The organism is Mycetocola sp. JXN-3, from assembly GCF_014522285.1.
Taxonomy (GTDB): domain Bacteria; phylum Actinomycetota; class Actinomycetes; order Actinomycetales; family Microbacteriaceae; genus Mycetocola; species Mycetocola saprophilus.
Genome location: NZ_CP041635.1, coordinates 2726066 through 2750472 on the forward strand (window position 1 = coordinate 2726066; position 24407 = coordinate 2750472).

21 protein-coding genes are annotated in these 24407 nt (G+C 66.9%); 12 read left to right on the top strand and 9 right to left on the bottom strand.

The genetic code is table 11. The annotated features are described in order from the left end of the window. Positions 1-27: 27 nt before the first annotated feature. From C7C57_RS12355 to C7C57_RS12370, 4 genes are all read right to left on the bottom strand, one after another. Entirely contained in the window at positions 28-1839 is a 1812-nt protein-coding gene (locus C7C57_RS12355; protein ID WP_187976662.1) for a peptide ABC transporter substrate-binding protein, read from the bottom strand. Between the two features lie 133 nt (positions 1840-1972). After that, on the bottom strand, positions 1973-2749 hold the full coding sequence (locus C7C57_RS12360) for a copper homeostasis protein CutC (RefSeq protein WP_223144751.1): 777 nt from the start codon (positions 2747-2749) through the stop codon (positions 1973-1975). Positions 2750-2834: 85 nt separating this feature from the next. Next, entirely contained in the window at positions 2835-4325 is a 1491-nt protein-coding gene (locus C7C57_RS12365; RefSeq protein WP_187976664.1) for a M81 family metallopeptidase, read from the bottom strand. Between the two features lie 117 nt (positions 4326-4442). Beyond that, the gene (locus C7C57_RS12370) at positions 4443-5714 is read right to left on the bottom strand and encodes an ROK family transcriptional regulator (RefSeq protein WP_255505675.1); all 1272 of its coding nucleotides are present in this window, start codon (positions 5712-5714) and stop codon (positions 4443-4445) included. Positions 5715-5873: 159 nt separating this feature from the next. Between C7C57_RS12370 and C7C57_RS12375 the strand changes: the two genes are divergently transcribed. From C7C57_RS12375 to C7C57_RS12385, 3 genes are all read left to right on the top strand, one after another. Next, entirely contained in the window at positions 5874-7397 is a 1524-nt protein-coding gene (locus C7C57_RS12375) for a methyltransferase domain-containing protein (protein WP_187976666.1), read from the top strand. A 97-nt stretch (positions 7398-7494) separates the two neighbouring features. Beyond that, positions 7495-10179, top strand: a complete 2685-nt coding sequence (locus C7C57_RS12380; protein WP_187976667.1) for an AAA family ATPase — start codon at positions 7495-7497, stop codon at positions 10177-10179. A 59-nt stretch (positions 10180-10238) separates the two neighbouring features. Continuing rightward, a complete protein-coding gene (locus C7C57_RS12385; protein ID WP_187976668.1) occupies positions 10239-11963 on the top strand; it encodes a sodium:proton antiporter in 1725 nt (574 codons plus the stop codon). Positions 11964-12043: 80 nt separating this feature from the next. On the opposite strand, the gene rsrA is transcribed toward C7C57_RS12385, so the two are convergent. Together rsrA and C7C57_RS12395 are read right to left on the bottom strand one after the other, a co-directional pair. Beyond that, positions 12044-12292, bottom strand: coding sequence for a mycothiol system anti-sigma-R factor (rsrA, locus tag C7C57_RS12390; protein ID WP_030148920.1), 249 nt, complete (start codon positions 12290-12292; stop codon positions 12044-12046). Beyond that, entirely contained in the window at positions 12289-12906 is a 618-nt protein-coding gene (locus tag C7C57_RS12395; protein WP_051701974.1) for a sigma-70 family RNA polymerase sigma factor, read from the bottom strand. Before C7C57_RS12395 ends, rsrA begins: the two co-directional genes overlap by 4 nt. Before the next feature lie 136 nt (positions 12907-13042). Here C7C57_RS12395 and aroA point away from each other — a divergent pair, with 136 nt between their 5' ends. The 3 genes from aroA to bcp all read left to right on the top strand — a co-directional run bounded on the left by aroA (position 13043) and on the right by bcp (position 16113). Further along, positions 13043-14431, top strand: coding sequence for a 3-phosphoshikimate 1-carboxyvinyltransferase (aroA, locus tag C7C57_RS12400; protein WP_187976669.1), 1389 nt, complete (start codon positions 13043-13045; stop codon positions 14429-14431). Positions 14432-14462: 31 nt separating this feature from the next. Further along, positions 14463-15527, top strand: a complete 1065-nt coding sequence (gene rsgA, locus C7C57_RS12405; protein ID WP_121689194.1) for a ribosome small subunit-dependent GTPase A — start codon at positions 14463-14465, stop codon at positions 15525-15527. Between the two features lie 106 nt (positions 15528-15633). Continuing rightward, entirely contained in the window at positions 15634-16113 is a 480-nt protein-coding gene (bcp, locus tag C7C57_RS12410; RefSeq protein WP_030148924.1) for a thioredoxin-dependent thiol peroxidase, read from the top strand. A gap of 118 nt (positions 16114-16231) precedes the next feature. Here bcp and C7C57_RS12415 read toward each other — a convergent pair whose 3' ends face one another. Beyond that, positions 16232-16771 (bottom strand): MarR family winged helix-turn-helix transcriptional regulator, encoded by a 540-nt coding sequence (locus tag C7C57_RS12415; RefSeq protein ID WP_187976670.1) that lies wholly within the window; start codon positions 16769-16771, stop codon positions 16232-16234. A gap of 59 nt (positions 16772-16830) precedes the next feature. On the opposite strand from C7C57_RS12415, the gene C7C57_RS12420 reads away from it, so the two are divergent. Continuing rightward, the gene (locus C7C57_RS12420; RefSeq protein WP_187976671.1) at positions 16831-17757 is read left to right on the top strand and encodes a DMT family transporter; all 927 of its coding nucleotides are present in this window, start codon (positions 16831-16833) and stop codon (positions 17755-17757) included. On the opposite strand, the gene C7C57_RS12425 is transcribed toward C7C57_RS12420, so the two are convergent. Beyond that, positions 17754-18218 (bottom strand): hypothetical protein, encoded by a 465-nt coding sequence (locus C7C57_RS12425; protein ID WP_051701940.1) that lies wholly within the window; start codon positions 18216-18218, stop codon positions 17754-17756. The two genes, C7C57_RS12420 and C7C57_RS12425, sit on opposite strands and share 4 nt — an antisense overlap. 185 nt (positions 18219-18403) lie before the next feature. Between C7C57_RS12425 and C7C57_RS12430 the strand changes: the two genes are divergently transcribed. Both C7C57_RS12430 and C7C57_RS12435 read left to right on the top strand, forming a co-directional pair. Beyond that, positions 18404-18652 (top strand): WhiB family transcriptional regulator, encoded by a 249-nt coding sequence (locus tag C7C57_RS12430; protein WP_030148928.1) that lies wholly within the window; start codon positions 18404-18406, stop codon positions 18650-18652. 193 nt (positions 18653-18845) lie between these two features. Next, a complete protein-coding gene (locus tag C7C57_RS12435; RefSeq protein ID WP_223144752.1) occupies positions 18846-19877 on the top strand; it encodes an NAD(P)-dependent alcohol dehydrogenase in 1032 nt (343 codons plus the stop codon). Positions 19878-19950: 73 nt separating this feature from the next. Here the strand turns inward: C7C57_RS12435 and C7C57_RS12440 are convergent, their stop codons facing one another. Next, a complete protein-coding gene (locus C7C57_RS12440) occupies positions 19951-20970 on the bottom strand; it encodes a LacI family DNA-binding transcriptional regulator (protein ID WP_187976672.1) in 1020 nt (339 codons plus the stop codon). A 296-nt stretch (positions 20971-21266) separates the two neighbouring features. On the opposite strand from C7C57_RS12440, the gene C7C57_RS12445 reads away from it, so the two are divergent. The 3 genes from C7C57_RS12445 to C7C57_RS12455 are packed head-to-tail and all read left to right on the top strand — an operon-like array spanning position 21267 to position 24396. After that, on the top strand, positions 21267-22571 hold the full coding sequence (locus C7C57_RS12445) for an ABC transporter substrate-binding protein (RefSeq protein ID WP_187976673.1): 1305 nt from the start codon (positions 21267-21269) through the stop codon (positions 22569-22571). A gap of 5 nt (positions 22572-22576) precedes the next feature. Further along, positions 22577-23482: a carbohydrate ABC transporter permease gene (locus C7C57_RS12450; RefSeq protein ID WP_121689207.1), complete on the top strand. Its 906-nt coding sequence runs from the start codon at positions 22577-22579 to the stop codon at positions 23480-23482. Further along, positions 23482-24396 carry a carbohydrate ABC transporter permease gene (locus C7C57_RS12455; RefSeq protein WP_187976674.1) on the top strand — a complete coding sequence of 305 codons (915 nt, stop codon included), beginning with the start codon at positions 23482-23484 and terminating at the stop codon, positions 24394-24396. Before C7C57_RS12450 ends, C7C57_RS12455 begins: the two co-directional genes overlap by 1 nt. The last annotated feature ends 11 nt before the right edge of the window (positions 24397-24407 follow it).

Genomic DNA, 24407 nt, shown 5'->3' on the forward strand with positions numbered 1-24407 from the left:
TGCTTCCGTTAGAGGGGTGTTATCCGATTACTTCCAGGACCAACGCTGCGGGTAGAACGAGGCTCCCGGGTCCTGCTGTCCGCCGATGTCCAGGCCCTTCTTGATGACCGAGACCTGGTATACCGGGTTCGGCATCCACATCACGGGCAGGTCCTTAGCCAGCAGCGCCGAGTACTTCTTGGCGATGTCCTTGTCGGTCGAGAAGGTCAGATCGGTGATCAGCTGCTCGGCCTCGGGGTTGTCGTACTGACCGGCGTTCCACTTGGTGTCCTTGGCGAACACGCGCTCACCGTTGGGGTAGGCGGAGAAGTACCAGCTCCCGGCGGTGCCGAAGAAGACCAGCTCCCACTTGCAGTCGCCACCGGTCTTGCAGCTCTGAGCCTCGGTGAGCACCGAGTCCAGCGGGATCGCGTCGATGGTCATGTTCACGCCAACCTTCTGCAGCGAGGACTTAATCTCAGCCATCATGTTGTCGGTCTCCTGCGAGCCGTTCTGGGTGGTGACCACGATGTTCATGGCCTGGCCGGCGGCGATTCCGTCACCACACTGGTCGGCGCCGGAACCGGCGTTTTCACAGGTGAGGACACCCTGGGCGTTCTTCTTCCAGCCGTGGTCGGTGAAGAGCTTCTCCGAGGCCTTGAGATCGAACGGGTACGGGTTGTTCTTCTGCTCGTCGGAGAGGTAGTCGGTCGCGGGGTCCTGCGGGATCGGGCCGTAACCCGGGGTCGCGGCACCCTTCCAGATGACATCCGAGATCGACTTCTGGTCGATCGCGTGCTGCAGAGCCTGACGCACGTAGAGCTGCTTGTAGACCGGGCCCATGGTGGGGTTGGCGAAGTTGTACGGCATGTAGGTGATCGACCAGCCCTTCCAGGGGTCAATCTTGTAGCCGAGGTTCTCGAACTGGGCCTTGGAGCTCAGCTGAGCCGAGGTGATGTAGCCGTAGTCCAGATCTCCCGAGCGCACCACGTTCATCTCGGCGTCGGCCGAGGTGAAGGGCATGAAGGTCACGTTCTTGATCTTGGCCTTGTCCACGCCGGTGTACTTCTCGTTGGCGGTCAGCTCAACCTGGCCGGCATCGGTCCACTTGGCCACGGTGTAGGGGCCCGAGACGGTCTTCCACAGCGGGTTGGTGGCGTAGGTGGACATGTCCTCGGCCTGCTTGAACAGGTAGTCGAGGACCTTCTGGGCCCCGGCCTCGTCGCGATCCAGGTCGCCCACGGCTTCGCCGTCGGCCGACTTGTCCCAGACGTGCTGAGGCATCGGGTAGATCAGGGTCAGCTGGTTGGCCAGCAGGAAGTCCTGGTTGTACACCTTGTCGAAGGTCAGGGTGAAGTTCTTGTCGTCATTGATCTCGAACTTCGTGACGTTATCGGGCATGTTGCCCTTGGAGTAGCCACCGATCTTGGTGTTGTTGTAGCGGGCCAGGTTGTACCAGAACTCCACGTCGCGGGAGGTGACGGGCTTGCCGTCGCTCCAGTCGAGGTCATTCAGGGTGATCTTGACCGAGGTACCGTCGGGCGAGAACTCGTAGGACTTGGCGGCCGAGGCCTTCTTGTCCCAGTCCATCGCGCCGCCGGTGCCGTCGTATTCGAACAGCGGAACCCACATGGTGGACTTCAGGGCCTTGTTGTGGGTGGCCATCTTGTCCGGCGGGGACATCGGCAGCAGCCAGTTGGGGCCGGTACCCGCGGGCAGGGCGTAGGTCACGTTGTCCTTGTTCGAGGCCCCGCTGTCGCCGCCATTGTCGGCACCGCCGGCACAACCGGCGAGGATCAGTGTTGCCGCGGCCGCGGCGGCCACGGTGGCCACCCAGCGACGGGTCGATAATGTACGCATCAAACCTCCTTGTTTTGGCATTGCCAAATTTACTCAAAAGTTGCTTCGAAAATTGGCGTAAGTAAACTGTTACACGAATTAAGCCCCCTCCGATAGTCGGAGCAGGTTACGTTCGGATAACTACGCCTGAGGGTTAGTCCCGGGTGCGCAGAAGGCGCACAAAGGTTTCGGCCCGGGCACGGTCGGTTGCCCACACCATGCCGGGTCCGGATCCGGTCGCCGAGCCCAGGGAAACCCCGGCCTCGGCGGGCTTCGCCGAGCGTGCCGAGAAGTGCAGGGCACCCACCCCGGTCGCCGCCACGGCCTCGCAGTTTTCGGGGCTGAGCCCGCCACCGGCCATCAGGGTGATGTCCCCGGCCAATGGCACCAGCTCCCGCAGCCGCGGGAGGGCATCCCCCACGCTGCTTTCCCCACCCGAGGTGAGGATGCGCCCGATCCCCGAGCCCCGCAGGGACTCCAGGGTGCGCGCCTGATCACGGACATAGTCGAAGGCACGGTGCAGGGTCACAAAGACCCCGTCCGCCGCCTCGATCAGCCGATCGAGGGTGTCCCGGTCCAGCTCGCCGTCGCGCAGCGCACCGATCACCACCCCGTCCACGCCGCGGCGCGCATAGGAGCGCACCTCGGCCACCATCACGGCCACCTCATCCTCGGTGAAGTCGAATCCACCGGAGCGGGGCCGCACCAGCACGTGCACCTGAGCGGGGGTAACCGCGGTGTGTGCCAGTTCGAGGGCGGTCTCCACGAGACCGTCCGAGGGCGAGAGCCCGCCGAGCTCCAGCCCGGCGCACAGCTCGATTCGATCCAGGCCCAGATCCGTGGCGATGCGGATACCGGCGAGGTCGCCGACGGCCATTTCCAGGGTCTGGTTGGTCGCATTTGCATTCGCACTCATGGCAGGATCACTCATCTCTCGGGTCTGGTCGGGGTCGTTTTTCGCGCTTAGGGCAGAATCACCGGAATTCGGTGTCTGCCGAGCTCGATTTTATGTGCACTCATGGCAGGATCACTGCTTCGAGTGCGGGGTCCTGAGCGAACGTATCGAAGGGGAACATCGGCCGGTCGATCCGGTGATGGCCGAGACGTTCGAGGTCTTGGTCGACGCCGCCCGGGGTCAGGGCGAGGGTCCATCCGCGCTGCACATCGTAGAGTTCGGGTTCCAGGTACCCGATCTTGGTGACCACAATCTGGGCGTCGGCGGGCGAGAGCCCGATCGCCGTGAAGTCGGTCACCGCGTGATATGCCTTGCGGAATTCGGTCACGATCACGTGCAGCCCGCCCACCCGGATGACGGCGATGCGGCCGGCGGCCGGATCACCCTCGTGGAGCGAGTGCAGGATGCCCACCACGCGGGCGGGGCCGGCGGGACCGGAGTCCACGCGGGCACCCACCGAAATGTCGACAGGGGCACCGATCGGGGTCTGGGCGAGCACATCCAGGGCCTCGCGGTCAAAGACCGAGGCGCACAGGGTGATCGGAGAGTCTTCGTCGGTCAGCCGCTCGTCGGCGAGCAGCTGGGTCAGGGTCCAGGTCACGTCCCCGGTGCCGCCGGCGCCGGGATTGTCGCCCGAGTCGCTGATCAGGTAGGGGTGGGTCGCGCTAGCCAGGCCCGCGTCCACACCCTCGGCGAGGGTTCCGGGGGGACCCACAAATTCGAACTCGTCGCGCACGTCCCAGAAGGCACGAGCCAGCTCGTGGGCGCGGGCGGCGATGACCTCGCGGTCATAACCGGTGACCACGACGGTCGCGTTGCAGCGGGGCTCATCGGCCCAGGCGTAACCGACCCAGATGGCCGCGTCCACAACCTCGGGCAGCGCCTCGATTGCCGGGATCCGCTCATACAGGCTCTTGGCGGGCTCGACCCGGGTGCTGGTCTTTTCCCCGGGCAGCAGGATCGGCACGCGCACCCAGGCCTTGAGCGGGGTACGACCCTCGCGCAGCGCGTCCACCAGGTTGATGATCGCGCGGTCGCGGGTCTCCCAGGCGTCCTCATGCGGGGCCAGGCGGAAGCAGGTAATCAGGTTGACGGCGTCCAGCAACGGCCGAGTCACGTTGCCGTGCAGGTCCATCGCCGCCGAGATCACGGTATCGGGACCCACCAGGGCACGCACGGCCGAGACGAAGTCACCCTCGGCGTCGTCCATGCCATCCACGCTCATGGCACCGTGGATGTCGAGGAAGAGGCCGTCCAGCGGCCCCTCGGTCAGCAGCGCGGCGAGCCCGTCGAGGATCTGGGCGCGGATGCTGGCGTAGACGTGTGCCAGGACCGGACCACCGGGAATGGCGCGGGCACCGAGCACCGGCAGCCACTGCGCGGCGTCGCGCAGTTCGGTGCCGGGGGCGATCGAGGCATAGCGGTTCACGAGGGCGTCGCCGGTGACGATCGGGAAGTCGCGGAAGTCGGCGCGGTGCGGGGAGAACGTGCTCGACTCGATGGCGAAGCCGGCGATCGCGATGCGCGGGAGAGTGGGGGCGGAAGTGCTCATATCCCCAGCATCGGTTCACTTGGGCGATCGAGCAAGCCCGGACGGGCAAATCTCCAAAAACGTAACAAGCACGTAATATATCTCCAATTAATTGGATTAAGTTTCTACGAAATCAAATTAACTTGCGTTGGCGCGCAGCTCCGCATCGATCCGAGCCGGGTCCACAATCTCCTCCAGCAGCGCCCAGCCGATCCCCTGCACGCCGCCGGTCCAGCCGATCTCGCTCACCGAGACGTCGAGGAAGTCGGTGGCCATCGGGAGACACTGCGTATAGATCGCCTGGCGCACCCCGGCCACAAACGCCTCGGACTGGGAGAGCTTGCCGCCGAGCACCAGCGCCTCGGGATTGAAGAAGTTGACGATGGTGGCCAGCACCTCGCCGGTGCGGCGTCCGGCATCGCGCAGGTAGCGGGTGGCCAGGGGGTGGGCGTCGCGGGCAATCGCGATCAGCTCGTTCATCGACTCGACCTCGACCCCCTCCTCACGCAGCGAATCGAGGATCGCCGATCCGCTGGCGATCACGTCGAGGCAGCCCAGGCGCCCACAGGAGCAGGGGATCGGCTCGGCATCGCTTAGCGAGACGTGGCTAATATCCCCGGCGATCCCGCGGAACCCGCGGTGCAGGGCACCCGAGGCGATCACGCCGCAGCCGATGCCGGTTCCGGCTTTGACAAACACCAGGTTGTCAATATTTTGGCCGCGGTAGACGTACTCCCCCAGCGCCATGATGTTGGCGTCATTGTCCACCCGCGCGGGCAGTCCCGAGTAGGACTCCAGCAGCTCGCGCACGGCGACCCCGTTCCAGCCGGGCATCCGCGAGGGCGCCACCAGCTTTCCGGTGCGGGAGTCCACCGGGCCCGGCAGTCCCATCGCGATGCCGGCGAGTTCCAGGCCCTCCCCGGCCTCGGCCACCAGCGCCCGACTGCGCTCGACCAGCTGGCGCACCACGGCCTCGGGACCGTCGATAAGCGAGACGGTTTCCAGGGACTGGGCGATCAGCCGGGCGCGACGATCCATGACCCCGAGGGACGCATGATGCTCCCCCAGGTCGATGCCGACAACCACCTGATTGCCCACCTTGAGCGACAGCGAGCGGGGCTTGCGCCCACCGGTGGATTCCCCCTTACCGGTTTCCTCGAGGTAGCCGGCGGCGATCAACTCCTCCACCCGCATCGCGACCGTGGAGGCCGAGACGCCGGACAGGCGCGCGAGTTCGGCGCGGGAGGAGGCCTGCCCGGTCCGAATCAGGTGGAACAGGGACCCGGCGCTCGCCCCGGCGTTCTGCGCGGCGGCGGCCTTGCCACCCCCGCGACGCCCGGGCACCACCGGTTCCGCGGGCACCGCCTGACGCGGTTCGACCGATGCGGTGGGGACGGGATTCGCGGTCACGGGGCCTCCTGAAAGCGTGGGTTCTCGCACATTACCGTACTTAGTCCGCGATTGGAGAAAGGTTCTTCGAAACTCGCGGTAATATTGCCCCGTAGGTCGAAATATGACATTTTCGGCGGGCATCCCCGAGCCCCGAACACCGCGTGCAAGAATGGCCGCATGTACCTGTCGATCACCCTCACCGGTGCCCACGCCTCGGGGCTGAACCACCTCCTGCACAAGCACCCCGATCGGGTGCATCGGCGCGAAAAGAATGGCAGCACCGCCACCGTGTTTACCCCGGTCTTCGAGCCCGATCGCGCCACCGTCGGGCTGCTGCTTGAGGTCGACCCGATCGGGCTGGTGCGCGGTCAGGGAGCCGCGCGGGATTCGTTTACCCTCGGCCAGTATGTAAACGACCGGCCCTACGCCGCCAACTCGCTGCTCGCGGTCGCGCTGCGGCAGAGCTTCTCCACCGCGTTTGCCGGGAACTCCACGGCCCGTGCGGACATCGTGGACATCCCGCTTCCGCTGCGCTTCGAGATTCCCGCGCTCCCCGGCGACACCCTGATTCGCGAGCTGTTTGAGCCGCTGGGATGGCGGGTGAGCGAGACCGAGGTGCCGCTGGATCCCGAGATCCCCGCCTGGGGCTCGGCCGCGGTGCGCCGGGTGGTCCTGGAACAGGACATCGTGCTGGCCCGCGCCCTCAGCCAGCTCTACGTCCTGTTGCCGGTGCTCGACGGTGCCAAGCACTACTGGGTGGATCAGAGCGAAACCCAGACCCTGCTGCGTCACGGCGGCGACTGGCTCGCGAGCCACCCCCGGCGCGAGCTGATCCTGCGCCGCGCGCTCATCCATCAGGGTGAGTATGTGGACGAGGCGATCGCGGCCCTGGATGGGGTGGCGGACGCACCGGGTACACCTGGTGCCTGGAACGCACAGGGGGTCTCGAACGCACCGGACGCTCAAGGCACACCGGGTGCACTGGCCACGCCGGCCACCGGTGCCGCGGCGAGCGCGATCGGTTCCGCGGCTAACAAGACCGGTCCCGCAGCAAGGGTGACCGACCCCGCGGCGAGCGCCGCCCCGCGCATCTCCCTCGCCCGCGAGCGGCGCGACGGCATCCTGGCCCGGCTGCGCGAACTGCCGGTGTCCACCGTGGTCGACATGGGCTGCGGCCAGGGTGCGCTGCTGAACGTCCTACTGCGTGATGCCCGCTTCACCCGCGTGATCGGTGCCGACGTGTCCCCGAGCGTGCTCGCCCAGGCAGAACGCGCGCTGGGCCTGGACCGGATGCCCGAGACGCAGCGTGCGCGGCTGGAGCTCGTCCAGTCCTCCCTCACCTACCGGGATGACCGCCTGGCCGGGGCCGACGCGATGGTGCTGATGGAGGTCATCGAACACCTGGACGCCGAGCGCCTGCCCCGGCTCGAACTCGCCGTCTTTGCCCATGCCCGGCCCGCCCACGTGCTGGTGAGTACCCCGAATGCCGAGTACAACGTGCACTATCCGGGCCTGGCCCCCGGGGCCTTCCGGCACACCGATCACCGCTTCGAGTGGACCCGCGCCGAGTTTGCCAACTGGTCCGAACGGGTGGCCGCCGAACATGGCTACCGGGTGGCCTATTCGGGCCTGGGCCCCGAGGATCCCGCCACGGGTGCCCCGACCCAGCTCGCAACCTTCACCCGGGCGGGCACCGCATGAGCACCCACCCGGCACCTCTGCCCGGCTACCACTACCCGGGCGGGCACCGCATGAGCACCGTCAGTCCCCTCCCCACCGTCTTCCGAGGAGCAACCGCATGAGCGAGTCCATCACACCGATCGAGGTACGCATCCCCGAGGTGTCGCTGGTCCTGCTGGTCGGTGCCTCCGGCTCGGGAAAGTCGACGTTCGGGCGGGAGAAGTTTGCCCCGTTCGAGGTGGTGTCCAGCGACTTCTGTCGCGGCCTGGTCGCCGGGGACGAAAACGATCAGTCGGCCAGTAAGGACGCCTTCGACGTACTCGAGTACATCGTGGGCAAGCGCCTGGCCGCCGGCCGGCTCACCGTGGTGGATGCCACCAACGTGCAGCCCGGCTCACGCGCCTCGCTGATCAACCTGGCCCGCGCCCACGACGTGCTCCCGGTCGCAATTGTTCTGGACATGCCCGAGCAGGTCTGCCGCGAACGCAACCGCCTTCGCCCCGACCGCCAAAACTCCGACGCGGTCATCACCCGACAGCGCGATGCCCTCCGCCGCTCCCGTAAATCGATGGGCCGTGAGGGTCTGCGCGGTGTTCACGTGCTCTCCTCCCCCGAGGAGGCGGATGCCGCTGTCATTGTGCGCGAGAAACTGCGCACCGATCTGACCGATCAGCACGGACCCTTCGACGCGATCGGCGACGTGCACGGCTGCCTGAGCGAGCTGGAAACCCTGCTCACCACCCTGGGCTATACCCTCACCCGAGATAATGCCGGTCGCCCCATCGATGCCGAACATCCCCTGGGACGCCGGGTGATCCTGCTGGGTGACCTGGTGGATCGCGGCCCCGATTCGGTCGGGGTGCTGCGCCTGGCGATGGGCATGCACGCCGCCGGCCATGCGCTGGTGGTGCCCGGAAACCACGAGCAGGCGCTGATCAACGCGCTGGGTGGCAAGAAGGTCAACCTGTCACACGGGCTGGGCGACACTCTGGCCCAGCTCGCCGCCGAACCGAAGGAGTTCACCGACACTGTGCGCGCCTGGCTGTACTCGCTGGTCTCGCACCTGGTGCTGGATGACGGCAACCTGGTGGTCGCCCACGCGGGGCTCAAGGAGGCCTATCACGGGCGCAGCTCGGGCCGGGTGCGCAGCTTCGCGCTGTACGGGGACACCACCGGGGAGGTGGATGAGTACGGCCTGCCGATCCGTCTGCCCTGGCAGCGTGACTACCGCGGATCCGCCGTGGTGCTCTACGGCCACACCCCGATGCTCACCCCGCGCTGGGTCAACAACACGCTGTGTCTGGACACCGGCTGCGCCTTCGGTAACGCCCTGAGCGCGCTGCGCTATCCCGAGCGGGAGATCGTCCAGGTGCCGGCCGAGCGCGTCTATGCCGAATCGCGGCGTCCGCTGGGCGACCCCGAGGACGTGCCGGTGCCCGCGGGGCGGGGACCGGCCACGGCGCCCGCACACCCCGAGACGGGAACCCTGGATCGGTCCGCTTTGGGGAACGCATCGCTGCTCGGTCGGGCCCGGGCCGCCCGCCCTCCCCGCGAGCGCGCCGCCGATGAGCTGCGCCTCGACGATGTCCTGGGCCGCCGCTCGATCGAGACCGGACTACACGGCCGGGTCGCGATCCGCTCGGACAACGCCGCCGGTGCCCTGGAGGTCATGAGCCGCTTTGCGCTCTCCCCCAACCTGCTGCCCACCCTGCCCGCGACCATGGCCCCCGTGGAGACCAGCCGCGAGGAGGGCTACCTGGAGTATCCGACCGAGGCGTTTGCCGGATACCGGGCCGCCGGGATCACCGATCTGATCGCCGAGGAGAAGCACATGGGCTCCCGCGCCCACGTGCTGGTGTGCCGGGACGCGGAAGCGGCCGCCCGCGTGCTGGGCACCACCGCGGATACCACCGGCGCAATCTATACCCGCACCGGCCGCGCCTTCTTCGACCCGGCCACCACCGAGGTGTTGCTGGGCCGGATCCGCGCCGCCGCCGACACCGCCGGTCTCTGGGACACCCTCGACACCGATTGGCTGCTGCTGGATGGCGAGCTGCTGCCCTGGTCGCTCAAGGCCGAGGACCTTCTGCGCGGCACCTACGCGGCCACCGCCGCCGCGGGTCGGGCGAGCCTCGGTGCCGCCGGGGCCGACCTGGCCCGGGCCCTCGCCCGCGGGGTCGAGGTCGAGCAGGAGGCCGAGCGAACCGCGTCCCGGCTCGGTCACATCGAGGACTTCGCCGCCGCCTACCGCCGTTATGTCTGGTCGGTGGAGGGCCTGGACGGGGTGGAGTTTGCCCCGTTCCAGCTGCTTGCCTCCCGCGGCGCCGTGCACCATGAACGCGATCACGGCTGGCACCTGGACATCGCCGACGCCCTGATCGCCGCCGACCCGACAACGTTCCGCACCACCCGGCGGCTGCGCATCAACGCGGCCGACCCCGACGAGGTTTCCGCCGCCACCACCTGGTGGCTCGATCTGACCGCGGCCGGCGGGGAAGGCATGGTGGTCAAGCCGTTTGCGGGCACCAGCTTCGATAAGCACGGACTCGTGCAGCCCGGGCTCAAGGTGCGCGGACGCGAGTATCTGCGCCTGATCTACGGTCCCGACTACACCGATCCGGGCCAGCTTTCCCGGCTGCGCGATCGCCACCTGGGCCAGAAGCGCTCCCTCGCGCTGCGCGAGCATGCGCTGGGCGTCGAGGCGCTCACCCGGTTTGTCCAGGGCGAGCCGCTGTGGCGAGTACACGAGGCGGTTTTTGGCATTCTCGCATTGGAATCCGAGCCGGTGGATCCGCGACTCTGATTCGCGCCGGGCGGCCCCAACGCTACCGTTCGTTTACCCACGAAGCGTAAACTAACCAAATGGAATTTGCGCTCATGCTCGTGGTTGGTGTGTTCATTCTCGTGCTGGTGAGCGTCTTCGCAAACCGGCTGGGAGTGGCGGCACCGCTGATCCTGGTGGTGGTGGGTGTGGGGATGAGCTTCCTGCCCTGGCTGCCGCCGGACTTCCACATCGACCCGTGGATCATCCTGGTGGTGGTGCTGCCCCCGCTGCTGTACTCCTCGGCGGTGAACGTCCCGCTGATGGACTTTAGGCGGAACCTGCGCCCGATCGGCTGGCTGTCCATCGTGCAGGTCATCGTGACCGCGCTGCTGGTGGGTCTGATCATGAACGCGCTGATCCCCGACCTCGGCTTTGCCCTGGGTGTGGCCCTCGGCGCCGTGGTGAGCCCAACCGATGCGGTGGCCGCCACCTCGATCGCCAAGCGGCTGGGTCTGCCCACCCGCTTGGTCACCCTCCTCGAAGGCGAGAGCCTGGTCAACGATGCATCGGCCCTGGTGCTGCTGCGCACGGCCGTGGCCGCGACCGCCGGCGCCGTCTCGATCTGGGGCGCGCTGGGCGACTTCCTCTATGCGGCGGCCCTGGCCATCGTGATCGGTGTGATCGCCGGATACGTCACCGTGTGGATCCGCTCGAAGATCAACGATCCGGTGCTCAACACCGCGCTGTCCTTTGTGGTCCCGTTCGTGGCCTATATTCCGGCCGAGGAATTCCACGCGTCGGGTGTGCTGGCCGTGGTGGTCGCGGGTCTGATCACCGGCCATCGTGGTGCCCGATACTTCCGTGCCCAGGACCGGGTGAGCGAGCGATTGAACTGGCGTACGGTCCAGTTCCTGCTGGAAAACGGCGTGTTCCTGGTCATGGGAATGCAGCTCAACAGCCTGCTCGGCGACGCCCGAGCCGGGGTCACCGGTACCTGGTGGACCATCGCGATCGGCCTGATCATCACCGCGACCCTGATCCTCCTGCGCTTCCTGTTTGTCACCCCGATGATCTGGGGCCTGCGCTCCGAGGAACGCCGCGCGGCGGCGATGCAACCACGGATCGAGAGCGTGCGGTCAAAGATCGAGGAGGTGGACAGCGAACGCTGGGATGATGCCCGCAAGGATCGTGCCCGCCGCCTGCTTGCCCGCCGCAGCGCCGATATTAACTTCCTCACGAACGAGGGTCTGGGGTGGCGGGGTGGCACGGTGATCGCGTGGTCCGGGATGCGCGGCGTGGTCACCCTGGCCGCCGCCCAGTCGCTGGATCTCAATACCCCACACCGGGCCGAGCTTGTGCTGATCGCCTTCACGGTGGCATTTGTCACCCTGATGCTGCAGGGCGGAACCCTGCCCTGGGTGATCCGCAAGCTGGGTGTCTCGGGCCCCACCGCCGAGGCCGAACAGCGCGAACTCCAGTCGCTGATGGCCGAGATCAACCAGGCCAGCGAGGCCGCCCTCGCCAGCCCCGAGCTGCGCCGCCCCGACGGCAAGAAGTTCTCCCCCGAGCTGCTCGAACGCACCCGCAAGCAGGCGGCCGTGCGTGCCGAGTGGACCGCCAAGGTGGAGCAGGAGGATGCCGAGAACGGCATGAGTATCAGCGATGAGTTCCGGGCCCTGCGCCGGGTCATCCTCGATGCCCAGCGCAACGCCCTGCTGGATGCCCGCTCGACCGGAAACTACAGCTCCCCGCGCCTGGCGGCCGTGCAGCACCTGCTCGACAACGAGGACATCCGACTCTCCCCCGGGGAGCAGGGCCACTAGGCCCCGCCTCCCGCACACAACAAAACGTCCGCCCCGGCAACGGGACGGACGTTTTGTTATTGGCGTGGGGTGCCGGGCTTCTAGCCGTGCGAGGCCTGGATGCTGCGCAGGCGCTCGAGCACCTGGTCGCGCAGATCCTGCGGGGCCGATTCCTTGCAGGCACGCTGGATGACCTCGGTCAGGGTGCGGGACAGATCCGCCTCCCCCTGGCAGGACGGGCAGGTTTCCAGGTGCGCCCGGATGTCCGCGGCGTCGGTCTTGCAGACCTCGTTACGCAGATACTCTTCCAAATTGGTTTTGGCCGCTTCGCAGCCGCAGTCTCCACTCATTGACCGCTCCTTGCCTCTGAGGGGATCGAAATCCCACGTTCGATTGCATAGTCCGCGAGTAACTCGCGCAGGAGGCGACGCCCCCGATGTAGTCGGCTCATGACGGTCCCGACCGGGGTCTTCATGATGTCGGCGATTTCCTGGTAGGCAAAGCCTTCCACGTCCGCCAGGTACACGGCGAGACGGAAGTCCTCGGGAATCGCCTGCAGCGCTTCCTTCACCGCGCTGTCGGGCATCCGGTCGATGGCCTCGGCCTCGGCCGAACGCGAGGCGCGCGCGGTGGTGGACTCGGCCCCGCCGAGCTGCCAGTCCTCAAGATCATCGATCGTGCCCTGATAGGGCTCGCGCTGCTTCTTGCGGTACTGGTTGATGTAGGTGTTGGTGAGAATCCGGTACAGCCACGCCTTGAGGTTGGTCCCCTGGCGGAACTGACCAAACGCCGCATAGGCCTTCACGAAGGTTTCCTGCACGAGGTCCTGGGCGTCCGGTGGATTCTTTGTCATCCGCATCGCGGCACCATAGAGTTGATCAAGGAAGGGCAGTGCCTGTTCCTCGAACAACGCCCGGGGGTCGTCGCCCGCGGGGGGATTCTGGGATACTTCGTCTTCTGACATCGCAACCCAGTCTACGTCGAGTGCGGTCCCGGGGTCTGGAAGGTCGCCAATTACCTCCGCAAACTGGTCCCGCACCGGGGTCTGAACTACCACCCGTCCACCTTTCCTCGCTTAGTGCCGCTAGATTAGGTAAACAATGCTTGAGTCACAGTATTCCGCGCCCGAGTTCGATATTTACGGTGTCAACCGCCCCGGAGGCGAGCCCGGAGACTGGCCCGCACCGGTCGCATCCGCGCCAATCCGCGCCACGGTGCCCCTCCCGGGGTCCAAGTCCCTCACCAATCGCGAGCTGATTATTGCAGCGTTGGCCAACGGCCCAACCCTGCTGCGGGCGCCCCTGCACTCGCAGGACAGCGACAACATGGTCGCCGCGCTGCGCGCCCTGGGTGTCACCATCACCGAGGTGGCGCCGGCCACCGAGGGTGGCTTCGGCAACGACCTCAAAATTGTGCCCGCCGAGGAGCTGCTGGGCTCGACCACCGTGGACTGCGGCCAGGCCGGCACCGTGATGCGCTTCCTGCCGCCCGTGGCCGCGCTCGCGCTTGGACCGACCACGATCGACGCCGATGCGTCGGCTCGTCGCCGCCCGATGAACACGCTGATCCAGGCGCTGCGCGCGCTCGGGGTCGACATCAACGATGACGCCCGCGGCACCCTGCCCTTCACCGTGCACGGCACCGGTGAGGTGCGCGGCGGCCGGATCGAGATCGACGCCTCCAGCTCCAGCCAGTTTGTCTCGGCCCTGCTGCTGGCGGGTTCGGCATTCACCGAGGGTGTGCACGTGGTGCACACAGGCGAGCGCCTGCCGAGCATCCCGCACATCGATATGACCATCAAGGTGCTCGCCGAGCACGGCGTCGAGGTCACCTCCCCGGCCACCGGCGAGTGGATCGTGGCCCCGCAGACCATTCGCGCCCAGGATGTCACGATCGAACCCGACCTCTCCAACGCCGCCCCGTTCCTGGTGGCCGCGGTCGCGACCGGTGGAATCGTGTCGGTGCCGAACTGGCCCGCCGAGACCACCCAGGTGGGTGCGCACCTGGCCGAGCTGCTGCCGCAGTTTGGTGCCACCGTCACCTATGCCGACGGCGTGCTGACCGTCACCGGCCCCGACACCATCGTGGGTGCCGACATCGACCTGACCACCGGCGGCGAGCTCGCTCCCCCGCTGGCCGCCCTGGCCGCGCTGGCCACCACCCCGACCACCCTCACCGGCATCGGGCACATTCGCCACCACGAGACCGACCGTCTGGCGGCCCTGCGCACCGAGATCGAACGTCTCGGCGGGCAGGTTGAGGAGCTTGAGGACGGCCTGCGGATCACCCCGCAGCCGCTGCACGGCGGCCAGTGGCTGAGCTATGAGGACCACCGGATGTCCACCGCCGGCGCGATCATCGGCCTGGTGACCCCGGGTGTGGAGATCGAGAACATCGGTGCCACCGCCAAGACCATGCCCGACTTCCCGCAGATGTGGGCGCGCATGCTCGCCGGAACCGTGGACCCGACCCGGGCGGTCCAGGCATGATCCGCATCGGCCGCCCCACCAAGGCACGCGCATGAGCTGGTGGGATGAGGTTTCCGGGCCCGATGAGGACGATGACTACATCGATGAGTCCTCGATCCGCACCCGGCCCAACCGCAAGGGCACGCGTCCGCGCACCAAGGTTCGGCCGAGCCACAGCGACGCCCAGACCGGGCGAATCGTCGCGGTAGACCGCGGCCGCTACCAGGTCATGGTGGACGAGAACGGTGCCGATGAGCGCACCATCACCGCCTCGCGCGCCTCCGAGCTGCGCAAGCAGGGCATCGTCGCCGGCGACCGGGTCGACCTCGTGGGTGACCTCTCCGGGGACGACGGTACCCTGGCCCGGATCGTCCGCATCCAGGAGCGCAGCACACTGCTGCGCCGCTCGGCGGATGACACCGACGAGGTCGAGCGGATCATCGTGGCCAACGCCGATCAGATGCTGATCGTGGTCGCCGCCGCCAACCCCGAGCCGCGCGCCCGCCTGGTGGATCGCTACCTGATCGCCGCCTACGATGCCGGGGTCACCCCGATGCTTGTGGTCACCAAGACCGACCTGGCCGATCCCGAGGAGTTCCTGGCGAACTTTGTCGGCCTGGACATCCCGGTCTTCACCAGTCGCACCGACTCGATGCCGCTCGAGGAGATCCATGCGGCCCTGCGCGGCCACTCAACCGTGTTTGTGGGCCACTCCGGTGTGGGCAAGTCCACACTGGTCAACGCGCTGGTTCCCAGCGCTCAGCGCGCCACCGGGCACGTCAACGCGGTGACCGGTCGCGGTCGACACACCTCCTCCTCCACGGTGTCCTACCGGATCTCCGATTCCGAGGGTGCGGGCTGGGTCATCGATACCCCGGGTGTGCGCTCCTTCGGGCTCGGCCACATCAACACCGACAACATCCTCAAGGCCTTCGGCGACTTCGCCCAGGTGGCCGACACCTGCCCGCGCGGATGCACGCACCTCGAGGATGCCCCCGACTGCGCGATCGCCGCGGCCGCCGCCTCGGGCGAGCTGGGTGAGGCGGGTCCCGCCCGCCTGGACTCGCTGCAGCGCCTGCTGAAAACCTTCGCCAAGCGCGCCGAGCCCGAGAGCTAGGACGCACTCACGAAACGGGGCCGGGGAGCACAGACTCCCCGGCCCCGTTTCGTGTCTGCGACACCCCACGCTCGAATCCGTCGGCCGTGCTGGGTAGGCTTATGACATGACCGATTATCCTCGTCTCGCACTCGGCGACACCGCACCCGATTTCACCCTGCTCGACCAGGACGGCCAGCCCGTTCACCTCGCCGATCTGCGCGGCAAGAAGGTCATCCTCTACTTCTACCCCGCCGCGATGACCCCGGGCTGCACGACCCAGGCCTGCGACTTTCGCGACAACATCGCCTCGCTCGGGGCCGCCGGCTACACGGTCATCGGTATCTCCAAGGATGCCCCCGGCAAGCTCAAGACCTTCCAGGAGCGCGACCACCTGCCCTTCCCGCTGCTGAGCGATGAGAACCTCGCGGTGCACCAGGCCTACGGTGCCTACGGCGAGAAGAACAACTACGGCAAGATCATCCTCGGCACCATCCGCTCGACCGTGGTGCTGGATGAAAACGGCGTGGTGACCCTGCCCTGGTACAACGTCAAGGCGACCGGCCACGTGGCCAGCCTGCGCAAGAAGCTCGGCATCGACGCCTAAGTGCCGCACACACAAAACCGGGCCGATCTGAATGATCGGCCCGGTTTTTGTTGCGTCTGGCAGGCTCCGGCGACGAGGTTTTGTGATTCGGGCGATTACCGGGCGGCGGCGGTTTTTGTTATTCGGGGTCGGTGCTGCCCGGTTCCGGCGTCCGTTCGGCCTCGATCCGGCGCAGCCAGCCGCTCAGGATGCGCTCCAGATCCGCGCGATCCTGTGCATCCAGTCCGGCCAGGAGACGCTGCTCCTCGGCCACGTGCGCGGTGTAGGCCGCGTCGATGAGCTCCTTGCCCGCGGGGGTGAGCGCGATGACCCGTCCGCGGGCATCGCCCTCGGCGGTGCGCCGGGTGATCAGGCCCGCGCGCTCCAACCGGTCCACCCGCTTGGTCATCGCGCCGGTGGTCACCATGGTGTTGTGGGCGAGATCCGAGGGCGAACGCTCAAAGGGGGTGCCGGCGCGGCGCAGCGTGGCGAGCACGTCGAAGTCGCCCTCGCCGAGGCCAAAGCGCGCGTAATTGGCCAGGATGTCCACCATCAGGAAGCTGCCCACGCGGTGCAGTCTTCCGATGACGCCGAGCGGGGAGACATCGAGGTCCGGGCGCTCGGCGGCCCAGGCTGCCTGAATCCGGTCGACGTGATCCGGGGTCTCGGGGGAAGTCATGTCCCCAGCCTAACCCAGAACCGGAAATAGTTTCCACGGAAAGTGTTACTGTATCTTCCATGGAAACTAATTTGCGCTGGATCCTGATCACGGCGATCGCCCCGATCCTCTGGGGATCCACCTACTACGTCACCGCGCACCTGCTGCCCGCCGATTCCCCGCTCTGGGGATCGGCCATTCGCGCGCTGCCCGCGGGCCTGATCCTGCTGGCGATCAGCCGGAAACTGCCGCGCGGATCCTGGTGGTGGCGCTCGCTCGTGCTGGGCACAATCAACATGGGGGCGTTCTTCGCCCTGGTCTACGTCGCCGCCCAGCTGTTGCCCACCAGCATCGCCTCGACGATCATGGCGACCGGCCCGATCGTGATGATGCTGGTCGCCTGGGCGCTGATCCGCGAGCGCCCGAAGATCATCGCGGTGGTCGGGGCCATTCTCGGGCTCGCCGGCGTCGCGATCATGCTGGGTGGGGGCGGCGGCGAGATCAGCCCGCTCGGCGTCCTGGCCTCGGTGGCCGCCATGGTCCTCAGCGCGTTCGGCTTTGTCCTCGCCAAGCGCTGGGCCGGACAGGTGGATCCACTCTCGCTCTCCGCCTGGCAGCTGATCGCCGCGGGCCTGGTCCTGCTGGCTGCGGCGGCCCTGGTCGAGGGCGCACCGCCGGCCCTCACCCCGAACATGCTGTGGGGATTCGGCTACGTCTCGATCCTCGCCACAGCGCTCGCCTACACCGCCTGGTTCACCGGTCTCAAGCACCTCAGCGCGGGCAGCGTGGGCCTGATCGGCCTGCTCAACCCGGTGGTCGGCGTCCTGCTGGGCACCGTTCTGGCGGGCGAATCACTCACCCTGCAACAGATTCTCGGACTGGTCCTGATCCTGGTGGGCATCGTGCTGGGGCAGCCGATCGTCGACCGCCTCCGGGCGCGCAAAAACACCGCCCGCTCCGCCGTGACAACCCCGGCACAGGCAGCGGCATCCGCCAAACAGAACTAGCGGCGCTGGCTGCGGTAGCGAGCTTCCTCGTCGGGATCCTCGTGCCGCAGCACCGCCGTGACGGGCTTGGAGAGCAGCAGCGCGATCGCGATGACCGAGGGGATCAGGATCGCGATGCCCGCGAGCGGCTGCGCGGTCTCGCCCTGGAAGGCCCCCACGGCAATCGCCAACTGCAACACCTGCCAGATCAGCGCGCCCGCCCGCACCCAGCGCGCCAGGCGCAGCGAGGCGATAAAGAGGGACACCACCCACAGCGCACCGGCGGCCACCAGCACGGTGAGCGCGATCGCCGTGGGCATCGAGGTGGCCCGCTGGGTGAACAGATCCACCACCAGCCAGCCGGTCACCAGGATCATCGCCAGCGCCTCGAGTCCGAGGATCACACTGAGCCAGCGCAGGTTGGGGTGCACGCCGGAGGGGGCGGGGACGGATGAACGATCGGTATCGTCGGACTGAGACATGGACAAACCCTTAGAAAACTCTTGCGCTGTGGTGACCAATATGCGACCATATTTGAGGCCGAGTCGCCGCTCACAGGGTCGTGGGCACCAACGCGTTTATTGTTTCGCGACCTCTGAGACTCGGTACGATCCCCTCACACCGACCTTAGCTGGTTGGGAACCGTATTCAAAAAAGGAGCACCCCCATGGACTGGCGCGATAAAGCTGCCTGCCTGACAGCCGACCCGGAACTCTTCTTCCCGGTAGGAAACACCGGCCCGGCCGTTGACCAGATCGAGAAGGCCAAGACGGTCTGCGGTCGTTGCAACGTCACCGAGCTGTGCCTGCAGTACGCGCTGGAGACCGGTCAGGACTCGGGCGTTTGGGGTGGCCTCTCCGAGGATGAGCGCCGCGCACTGAAGCGTCGTGCCGCTCGCGCACGCCGCGCCTCCTAATCCGCAAGGATCTCCCCGCACCAGATTTTTCACACAAACGCCCAGGATTTCTCCCCACATGATCCTGGGCGTTTTTGCGTGCCCGGAATCGGATAAACGGGTCTATCGCTGAGCGCCTCGGCGGGGTATCGTACCCAGTAACGATATTTACCGTTTGACACAACAAATGTGTCCCGTCCCGTCAGGATCCTCAATGTCGACGACCCAGCTCCCCACCTCCATGCGCGCCAGCGTGCTCCAGGCAGCCCGCCAGATCACCCTGGAGGAGCGCCCGCTCCCCCACCTCGACCCCGACCAGGTGCTGGTCAAGATCTCCGCCGTGGGTATCTGCGGCTCGGACGTGCACTACTACCACGAGGGACGCATCGGCGACTTCGTGGTGGATGCCCCGATGATCCTCGGTCACGAATCCGCCGGCGTGATCGCCGCGGTGGGTGCGGGCGTGGATCCCGCCCGGATCGGATCGCGGGTCTCGATCGAGCCGCAGCGCCCGAGCGCCACCTCCCGCGAAACCCTCGAGGGTAACTACAACCTCGACCCGCACATGGAGTTCTACGCCACCCCGCCGATCGACGGAGCATTTGCCGAGTACGCGGTGATCCAGTCCCACTTCGCCCACGACGTCCCCGACTCGGTGAGCGATGAGGCCGCCGCGCTGATCGAACCCCTCTCGGTGGGGATCGCCACCGCCCGCAAGGCCGGCTTCACCGCGGGATCGCGGGTGCTGATCGCCGGGGCCGGACCGATCGGCGTGATCATCGCCCAGGTTGCCCGCGCCTATGGGGCCCTCGAGGTCATCGTGAGCGACCTCAGCCAGAGCCGCCGCGAGCAGGCCCTGCGCTTCGGGGCGACCCGGGTGCTCGACCCGCGCGAGGAGGATGTCAGCGCCCTCGGGGTGGACGCCTTCGTGGATGCCTCGGGTGCCACCGCCGCCGTCGCCTCGGGCATTCGCGCCGTGCGCCCCTCGGGCCGCGTGGTCCTGGTGGGCCTGGGCACGCCGGAAATGACGCTGCCGGTGTCGGTTATTCAGAACAACGAGCTGATCGTCACCGGGATCTTCCGCTACACCAACACCTGGCCGCTGGGCATCGAGTTGGTCGCCGCCGGAAAGGTAGATCTCGACGGTCTGGTCACCGGAAAGTACGGCCTCGCCGAGGTTGAAACCGCACTGGAGGCCAGCACCCGGGAATCCGCACTCAAGACCGTGGTCTACCCGGGACGCTAGGACGCGAGCCGGGGTGCTGTCCGACGGGAGGCCTCGCCACCGGGCCAAACGGGGCGAGGCCGCCCGGGCCGGGCTACCCCCGCGCGGGCACATCCGTGGATGCGCGGGGGACCAGCGTGGTGGCGAGTTCCATATGGTGCGAGTCCAGCAACCCGTCGCGGGACTGTTCGAGCACCAGGCGCAGGGCCGCGTGTCCGATATCGCGCAGCGGCTGGGCAACGGTGGTCAGCGGCGGGATCGTGCGCAGCCCGAGAGCGGTCCCATCAAACCCGATCACGCTGACGTCCTCGGGGATGCGCAGCCCGCGCCGGGCGGCCTCCTCGAAGACCCCCACGGCGATGCTGTCGCTGGCGGCGAAGATCGCCGTGGGCGGCTCCGCCAGATCCATCAGGGCGGCCATACCGGCCACCCCGGATTCGGTGTGGAAGGTTCCGGGAATCACATAGTCGGCGCGCGGTTCGATGCCGTGGGCGCGCAGGGAGGCGAGGTAGCCGTGCAACCGGGCCACGTGGCACTCGGCGATCTCGGGGCCGCCGATATAGGCGATGCGCCGATGCCCGAGGTCGGCCAGGTGATCGGTTGCCGCGCGTCCACCGGCCCAGTTAGTGGAGCCCACGCTCACAAAACCCTCGTCGATCGGGCTGAAGGGGTCCACCACCACGACGGGCATCCCCAGGCGACGAAACTCCGCCAGCTCGGCCACGGTCATCCGCGAGGTGATCAGGACCATGCCGGTGCGCCCGGCGTCGGCGAGGCGGCGCGCCCACGCGCCGCTATCCACCCGGTCGGTGCGCGCCTGGGAGACCACGATATCCACGTCGATCTCACTCGCCGCCTCGACCACCCCGCGCAGCACCTCGAGGGCGTAGTCGCTATCGAGCTCCTCGCAGACAAAGTCGATCAGGCGTGGACCCGCGGGGGCCTCCCGGCGACGCCCCGGAGCCTCATATCCCACCTCATCGATCACCGACTGAACGCGACTCCGGGTCGCGGCCGCCACGTCATCGCGTCCGTTGAGGACCTTGGACACCGTGGCCATCGAGACGCCGGCCTGCGCCGCTACCTGCGCGAGCGTTGCGCGTTTGTGAGTCATGGGCCTCCTCGATCGGGTCTTCGAAAATCTTTCGGTGCCTCGCAGCTTAGCGTCCCCGACCCCCGAAACGGAACGCCACGCATTAATTTCGCGAATTATCCAACAAATACCCTTGACCTTCGCCGCGGCGTCTGGCTAAAGTACCTGTATTCCACCTAAATAATTGCGAAAAGTTTTCGTAGACGGTGGTGGAACACCCTTCAGGTTCGACCTCAGCCGTTTTGCCTCGGCAAGACCGCACGGTCCGAGTTTCGATATCCCGGCACTGGCGCCGCGGAGAAAGCAATGGAGCACTCATGAAGCGACGTACCCTGACCAGCGTGATGGCCACGGCGGCCATTCTCGCCCTGACCCTGACCGGCTGCGGAAGCGCCGGCAACTCCGTCCCCGAGGGATCGGCCACGATGTGGACCCTCGCCGGAGGCACCGAGCCCATCATCAACGACTCCGTGGCCCGCTGGAATAAGGCCCACGAGTCCGAGAGCATCAAGCTCGATTCCTTTGCCAACGATGCCTATAAAACCAAGGTCCGCACCGCCATCGGCGCCGGCGAGGGCCCCACCTTTATCTACAGCTGGGGTGGCGGCGTGCTGCGCGACTACGTCGAAGCCGGCCAGGTTGAGGACCTCAGCAGCTTCCTCGCCGAGAACCCCGAGGTGGCCGATCGCTATCTCAAGTCGGTGCTGCCCACCGGCCAAGTGGATGGCAAAACCTACGCCCTGCCCAACAACGCCAATACCCCCGTCATGATCTACTTCAACAAGAAGGTCTTCGAGGAGGCCGGGGTCACCCCGCCCAAGACCTGGGACGACCTGATGAGCCTGGTGAAGGTCTTCAAGGACAAGGGCATCGCCCCGTTCTCCCTCGGCGGGCAGTCCAAGTGGCCCAACCTGATGTGGCTGCAGTACCTCACCGACCGCATCGGCGGACCCGAGGTCTTCCAGGCGATCATCGACGGCAAGCCCGACGCCTGGTCCAACCCCGCCGTCCTGGCCGCACTGACCAAGATCCAGGAGCTGGTGGATGCCGGCGGATTTGTCACCGGATTCTCCTCGATCGCCGCCGACTCCGGTGCCGACCGTGCCCTGCTGCACACCGGCAAGGCCGCGATGCTGATGCAGGGTGCCTGGGCCTACCCCACCTTCAAGACCGACGCCCCGCAGTTCGTCAAGGACGGCGACCTCGGCTACATCCCCTTCCCCGCGGTGACCGGCGGCGTGGGTGACCCGCAGAACATCGTGGGCAACCCCTCGAACTTCTGGTCGGTGTCCAGCAAGGCCACCCCCGAGCAGAAGAAGGCGGCCCTGGCGTACCTCAAGGACGGCATGTTTGACGCCGAGTACACCAAGCAGCTGATCGACACCGGCTCGGTCCCCGTGGTCACCGGCGTCGAGGACCAGCTCAAGAAGAGCGAGGATGCCGACTTCCTCACCTTCACCTACAATCTGGCCTCCAACGCGCCGCACTTCCAGCTCTCCTGGGACCAGGCCCTCCCCTCAACCCAGGGCGACGCGATGCTGACTAACCTGGACCAGATCTTCCTGAAGAAGATCACCCCCGAGGAGTTCGCCACCAACATGAACAAGACCCTGGGTAAGTAATCATCATGACGCTCATCACTTCCAAGCGTCACCGAGGGGCCCACGACGCGGGCCCCTCGGGGTGGTTCGTGGCCCCGGCCCTGGTCTTTTTTGTCATTTTTGCGGTGGTGCCGCTGGTCGGCGTGATCGCGCTGAGCCTGGCCAGCTGGAACGGAATCGGGGCGATCACCTGGGCGGGCTTTGCCAACTGGGCCAAGGTCCTGGTGGACCCGGTCACCGGCAATGCGCTGGTGGTCACCGCCAAGATCATGGTGTTCTCCTATATTGTGCAGGCCCCGATCAGCATTCTGCTGGGTGCCTTCGTGGCCGGCAAGCAGCGCTACCGCGCACTGCTCGCGGTGTTCTACTTCATCCCCCTGCTGCTGAGCTCGGCCGCCGTGGCTATCGCCTTCAAGGCCCTGCTGGACCCGAACTTCGGCCTGGGCGCAGGCCTGGGCATCCCCGCCCTCGCACAAGACTGGCTCGGAAACCCCGATCTGGTGCTGTTTGTGGTGATCTTCGTGATCGCCTGGCAGTTTGTCCCCTTCCACACGCTGATCTACCAGGGTGCCGTGCGGCAGATTCCGGCCAGCATGTACGAGGCCGCGCGCCTGGATGGGGCGGGCACCATCGCCCAGTTCTTCCACATCACCCTGCCCCAGCTCAAGTACACAATCATCACCTCCTCCACGCTGATGGTCGTGGGCTCGCTGACCTACTTTGACCTGATCTTCATCCTCACCGCCGGCGGTCCCGGATACTCCACCCGCCTGCTGCCGCTGCACATGTACCTCACCGGATTCCGCTCCAACGACATGGGGGCGGCCGCCGCACTCGGCGTGATCCTGGTGGTCATCGGATTGCTGCTGGCACTCATGCTGCAGCGACTGGGTGGCAAGGATCGCAGCGCAAACCAGACCGAGGGAGCATAATGACCGCCACCCAAACCCGCGCCGAAGCTCGCACCGCGGCGAGCGCCCCGACCCCGCGCGCAGCCTCGGCCGGTCGCTCCCCCGAGGCCTCCCGCGGGGTGGGCCGGCCCAACTTCCTGGCCGGACTCGGCGGATGGATCTGGCTGGCCATCATTATCCTGCCGGTCTACTACGTGGTCATCACGAGCCTCAAGAAGCAGTCGGACTATTTCTCCACCAACCCGCTGCTCCCCCCGGCCAACCCGACCTTTGAGAACTACGCGCTGGTCCTGGAAAACCAGTTTGTGCGCTACCTGATCAACTCGGCCGTGGTCACGGTGGGTTCGGTGATCCCGATCCTGCTGGTCTCATTTATGGCCTCCTATGCGCTGGTGCGCGGTAAGGGCAGGTTCATCAACGGGGCGAACACGCTGTTCCTGCTGGGGCTGGCGATTCCGATCCAGGCGACCATCGTGCCGATCTACTTCATGATCTCCAAGGCCGGTCTCTACGATTCGCTGCTCGCGCTGATCCTGCCCTCGATCGCGTTTGCGATTCCACTCTCGGTCATCATCCTCAACACGTTCATGCGCAACGTCCCCACCGAGCTGTTCGAGTCGATGCGGCTGGATGGGTGCTCGCACTGGCAGATGCTGTGGCGGCTCGCCCTCCCGCTCACCAAGCCCGCGCTGATGACCGTCGGTATCTACCAGGGGCTGCAGGTGTGGAATGGATTCCTGTTCCCCCTGGTGCTGACCCAGAGCCCGGACAACCGGGTGCTGCCGCTCTCGCTCTGGGCTTTCCAGGGCGAGTTCACCATCAACATCCCGGCGATCCTGGCCAGCGTCATTCTCTCGACGCTGCCGCTGCTGGCGCTCTACCTCGTCGGTCGCCGCCAGCTGCTCAGCGGCCTCACCGCCGGATTCGGAAAATAGAAAGGGACACC

Excerpts from the sequence above, each read along its gene's own strand:
- C7C57_RS12450 (WP_121689207.1), top strand. The coding sequence starts at position 22,577 with ATGACGCTCATCACTTCCAAGCGTCACCGAGGGGCCCACGACGCGGGC.
- C7C57_RS12365 (WP_187976664.1), bottom strand. The coding sequence starts at position 4,325 with ATGAGCACTTCCGCCCCCACTCTCCCGCGCATCGCGATCGCCGGCTTC.
- C7C57_RS12355 (WP_187976662.1), bottom strand. The coding sequence starts at position 1,839 with ATGCGTACATTATCGACCCGTCGCTGGGTGGCCACCGTGGCCGCCGCG.
- C7C57_RS12420 (WP_187976671.1), top strand. The coding sequence starts at position 16,831 with ATGGAAACTAATTTGCGCTGGATCCTGATCACGGCGATCGCCCCGATC.
- C7C57_RS12430 (WP_030148928.1), top strand. The coding sequence starts at position 18,404 with ATGGACTGGCGCGATAAAGCTGCCTGCCTGACAGCCGACCCGGAACTC.
- aroA (WP_187976669.1), top strand. The coding sequence starts at position 13,043 with ATGCTTGAGTCACAGTATTCCGCGCCCGAGTTCGATATTTACGGTGTC.
- C7C57_RS12395 (WP_051701974.1), bottom strand. The coding sequence starts at position 12,906 with ATGTCAGAAGACGAAGTATCCCAGAATCCCCCCGCGGGCGACGACCCC.
- C7C57_RS12415 (WP_187976670.1), bottom strand. The coding sequence starts at position 16,771 with ATGACTTCCCCCGAGACCCCGGATCACGTCGACCGGATTCAGGCAGCC.
- C7C57_RS12435 (WP_223144752.1), top strand. The coding sequence starts at position 18,846 with ATGTCGACGACCCAGCTCCCCACCTCCATGCGCGCCAGCGTGCTCCAG.
- C7C57_RS12455 (WP_187976674.1), top strand. The coding sequence starts at position 23,482 with ATGACCGCCACCCAAACCCGCGCCGAAGCTCGCACCGCGGCGAGCGCC.
- C7C57_RS12385 (WP_187976668.1), top strand. The coding sequence starts at position 10,239 with ATGGAATTTGCGCTCATGCTCGTGGTTGGTGTGTTCATTCTCGTGCTG.
- C7C57_RS12440 (WP_187976672.1), bottom strand. The coding sequence starts at position 20,970 with ATGACTCACAAACGCGCAACGCTCGCGCAGGTAGCGGCGCAGGCCGGC.
- C7C57_RS12380 (WP_187976667.1), top strand. The coding sequence starts at position 7,495 with ATGAGCGAGTCCATCACACCGATCGAGGTACGCATCCCCGAGGTGTCG.
- C7C57_RS12375 (WP_187976666.1), top strand. The coding sequence starts at position 5,874 with ATGTACCTGTCGATCACCCTCACCGGTGCCCACGCCTCGGGGCTGAAC.
- rsrA (WP_030148920.1), bottom strand. The coding sequence starts at position 12,292 with ATGAGTGGAGACTGCGGCTGCGAAGCGGCCAAAACCAATTTGGAAGAG.
- bcp (WP_030148924.1), top strand. The coding sequence starts at position 15,634 with ATGACCGATTATCCTCGTCTCGCACTCGGCGACACCGCACCCGATTTC.
- C7C57_RS12445 (WP_187976673.1), top strand. The coding sequence starts at position 21,267 with ATGAAGCGACGTACCCTGACCAGCGTGATGGCCACGGCGGCCATTCTC.
- rsgA (WP_121689194.1), top strand. The coding sequence starts at position 14,463 with ATGAGCTGGTGGGATGAGGTTTCCGGGCCCGATGAGGACGATGACTAC.
- C7C57_RS12425 (WP_051701940.1), bottom strand. The coding sequence starts at position 18,218 with ATGTCTCAGTCCGACGATACCGATCGTTCATCCGTCCCCGCCCCCTCC.
- C7C57_RS12360 (WP_223144751.1), bottom strand. The coding sequence starts at position 2,749 with ATGAGTGATCCTGCCATGAGTGCGAATGCAAATGCGACCAACCAGACC.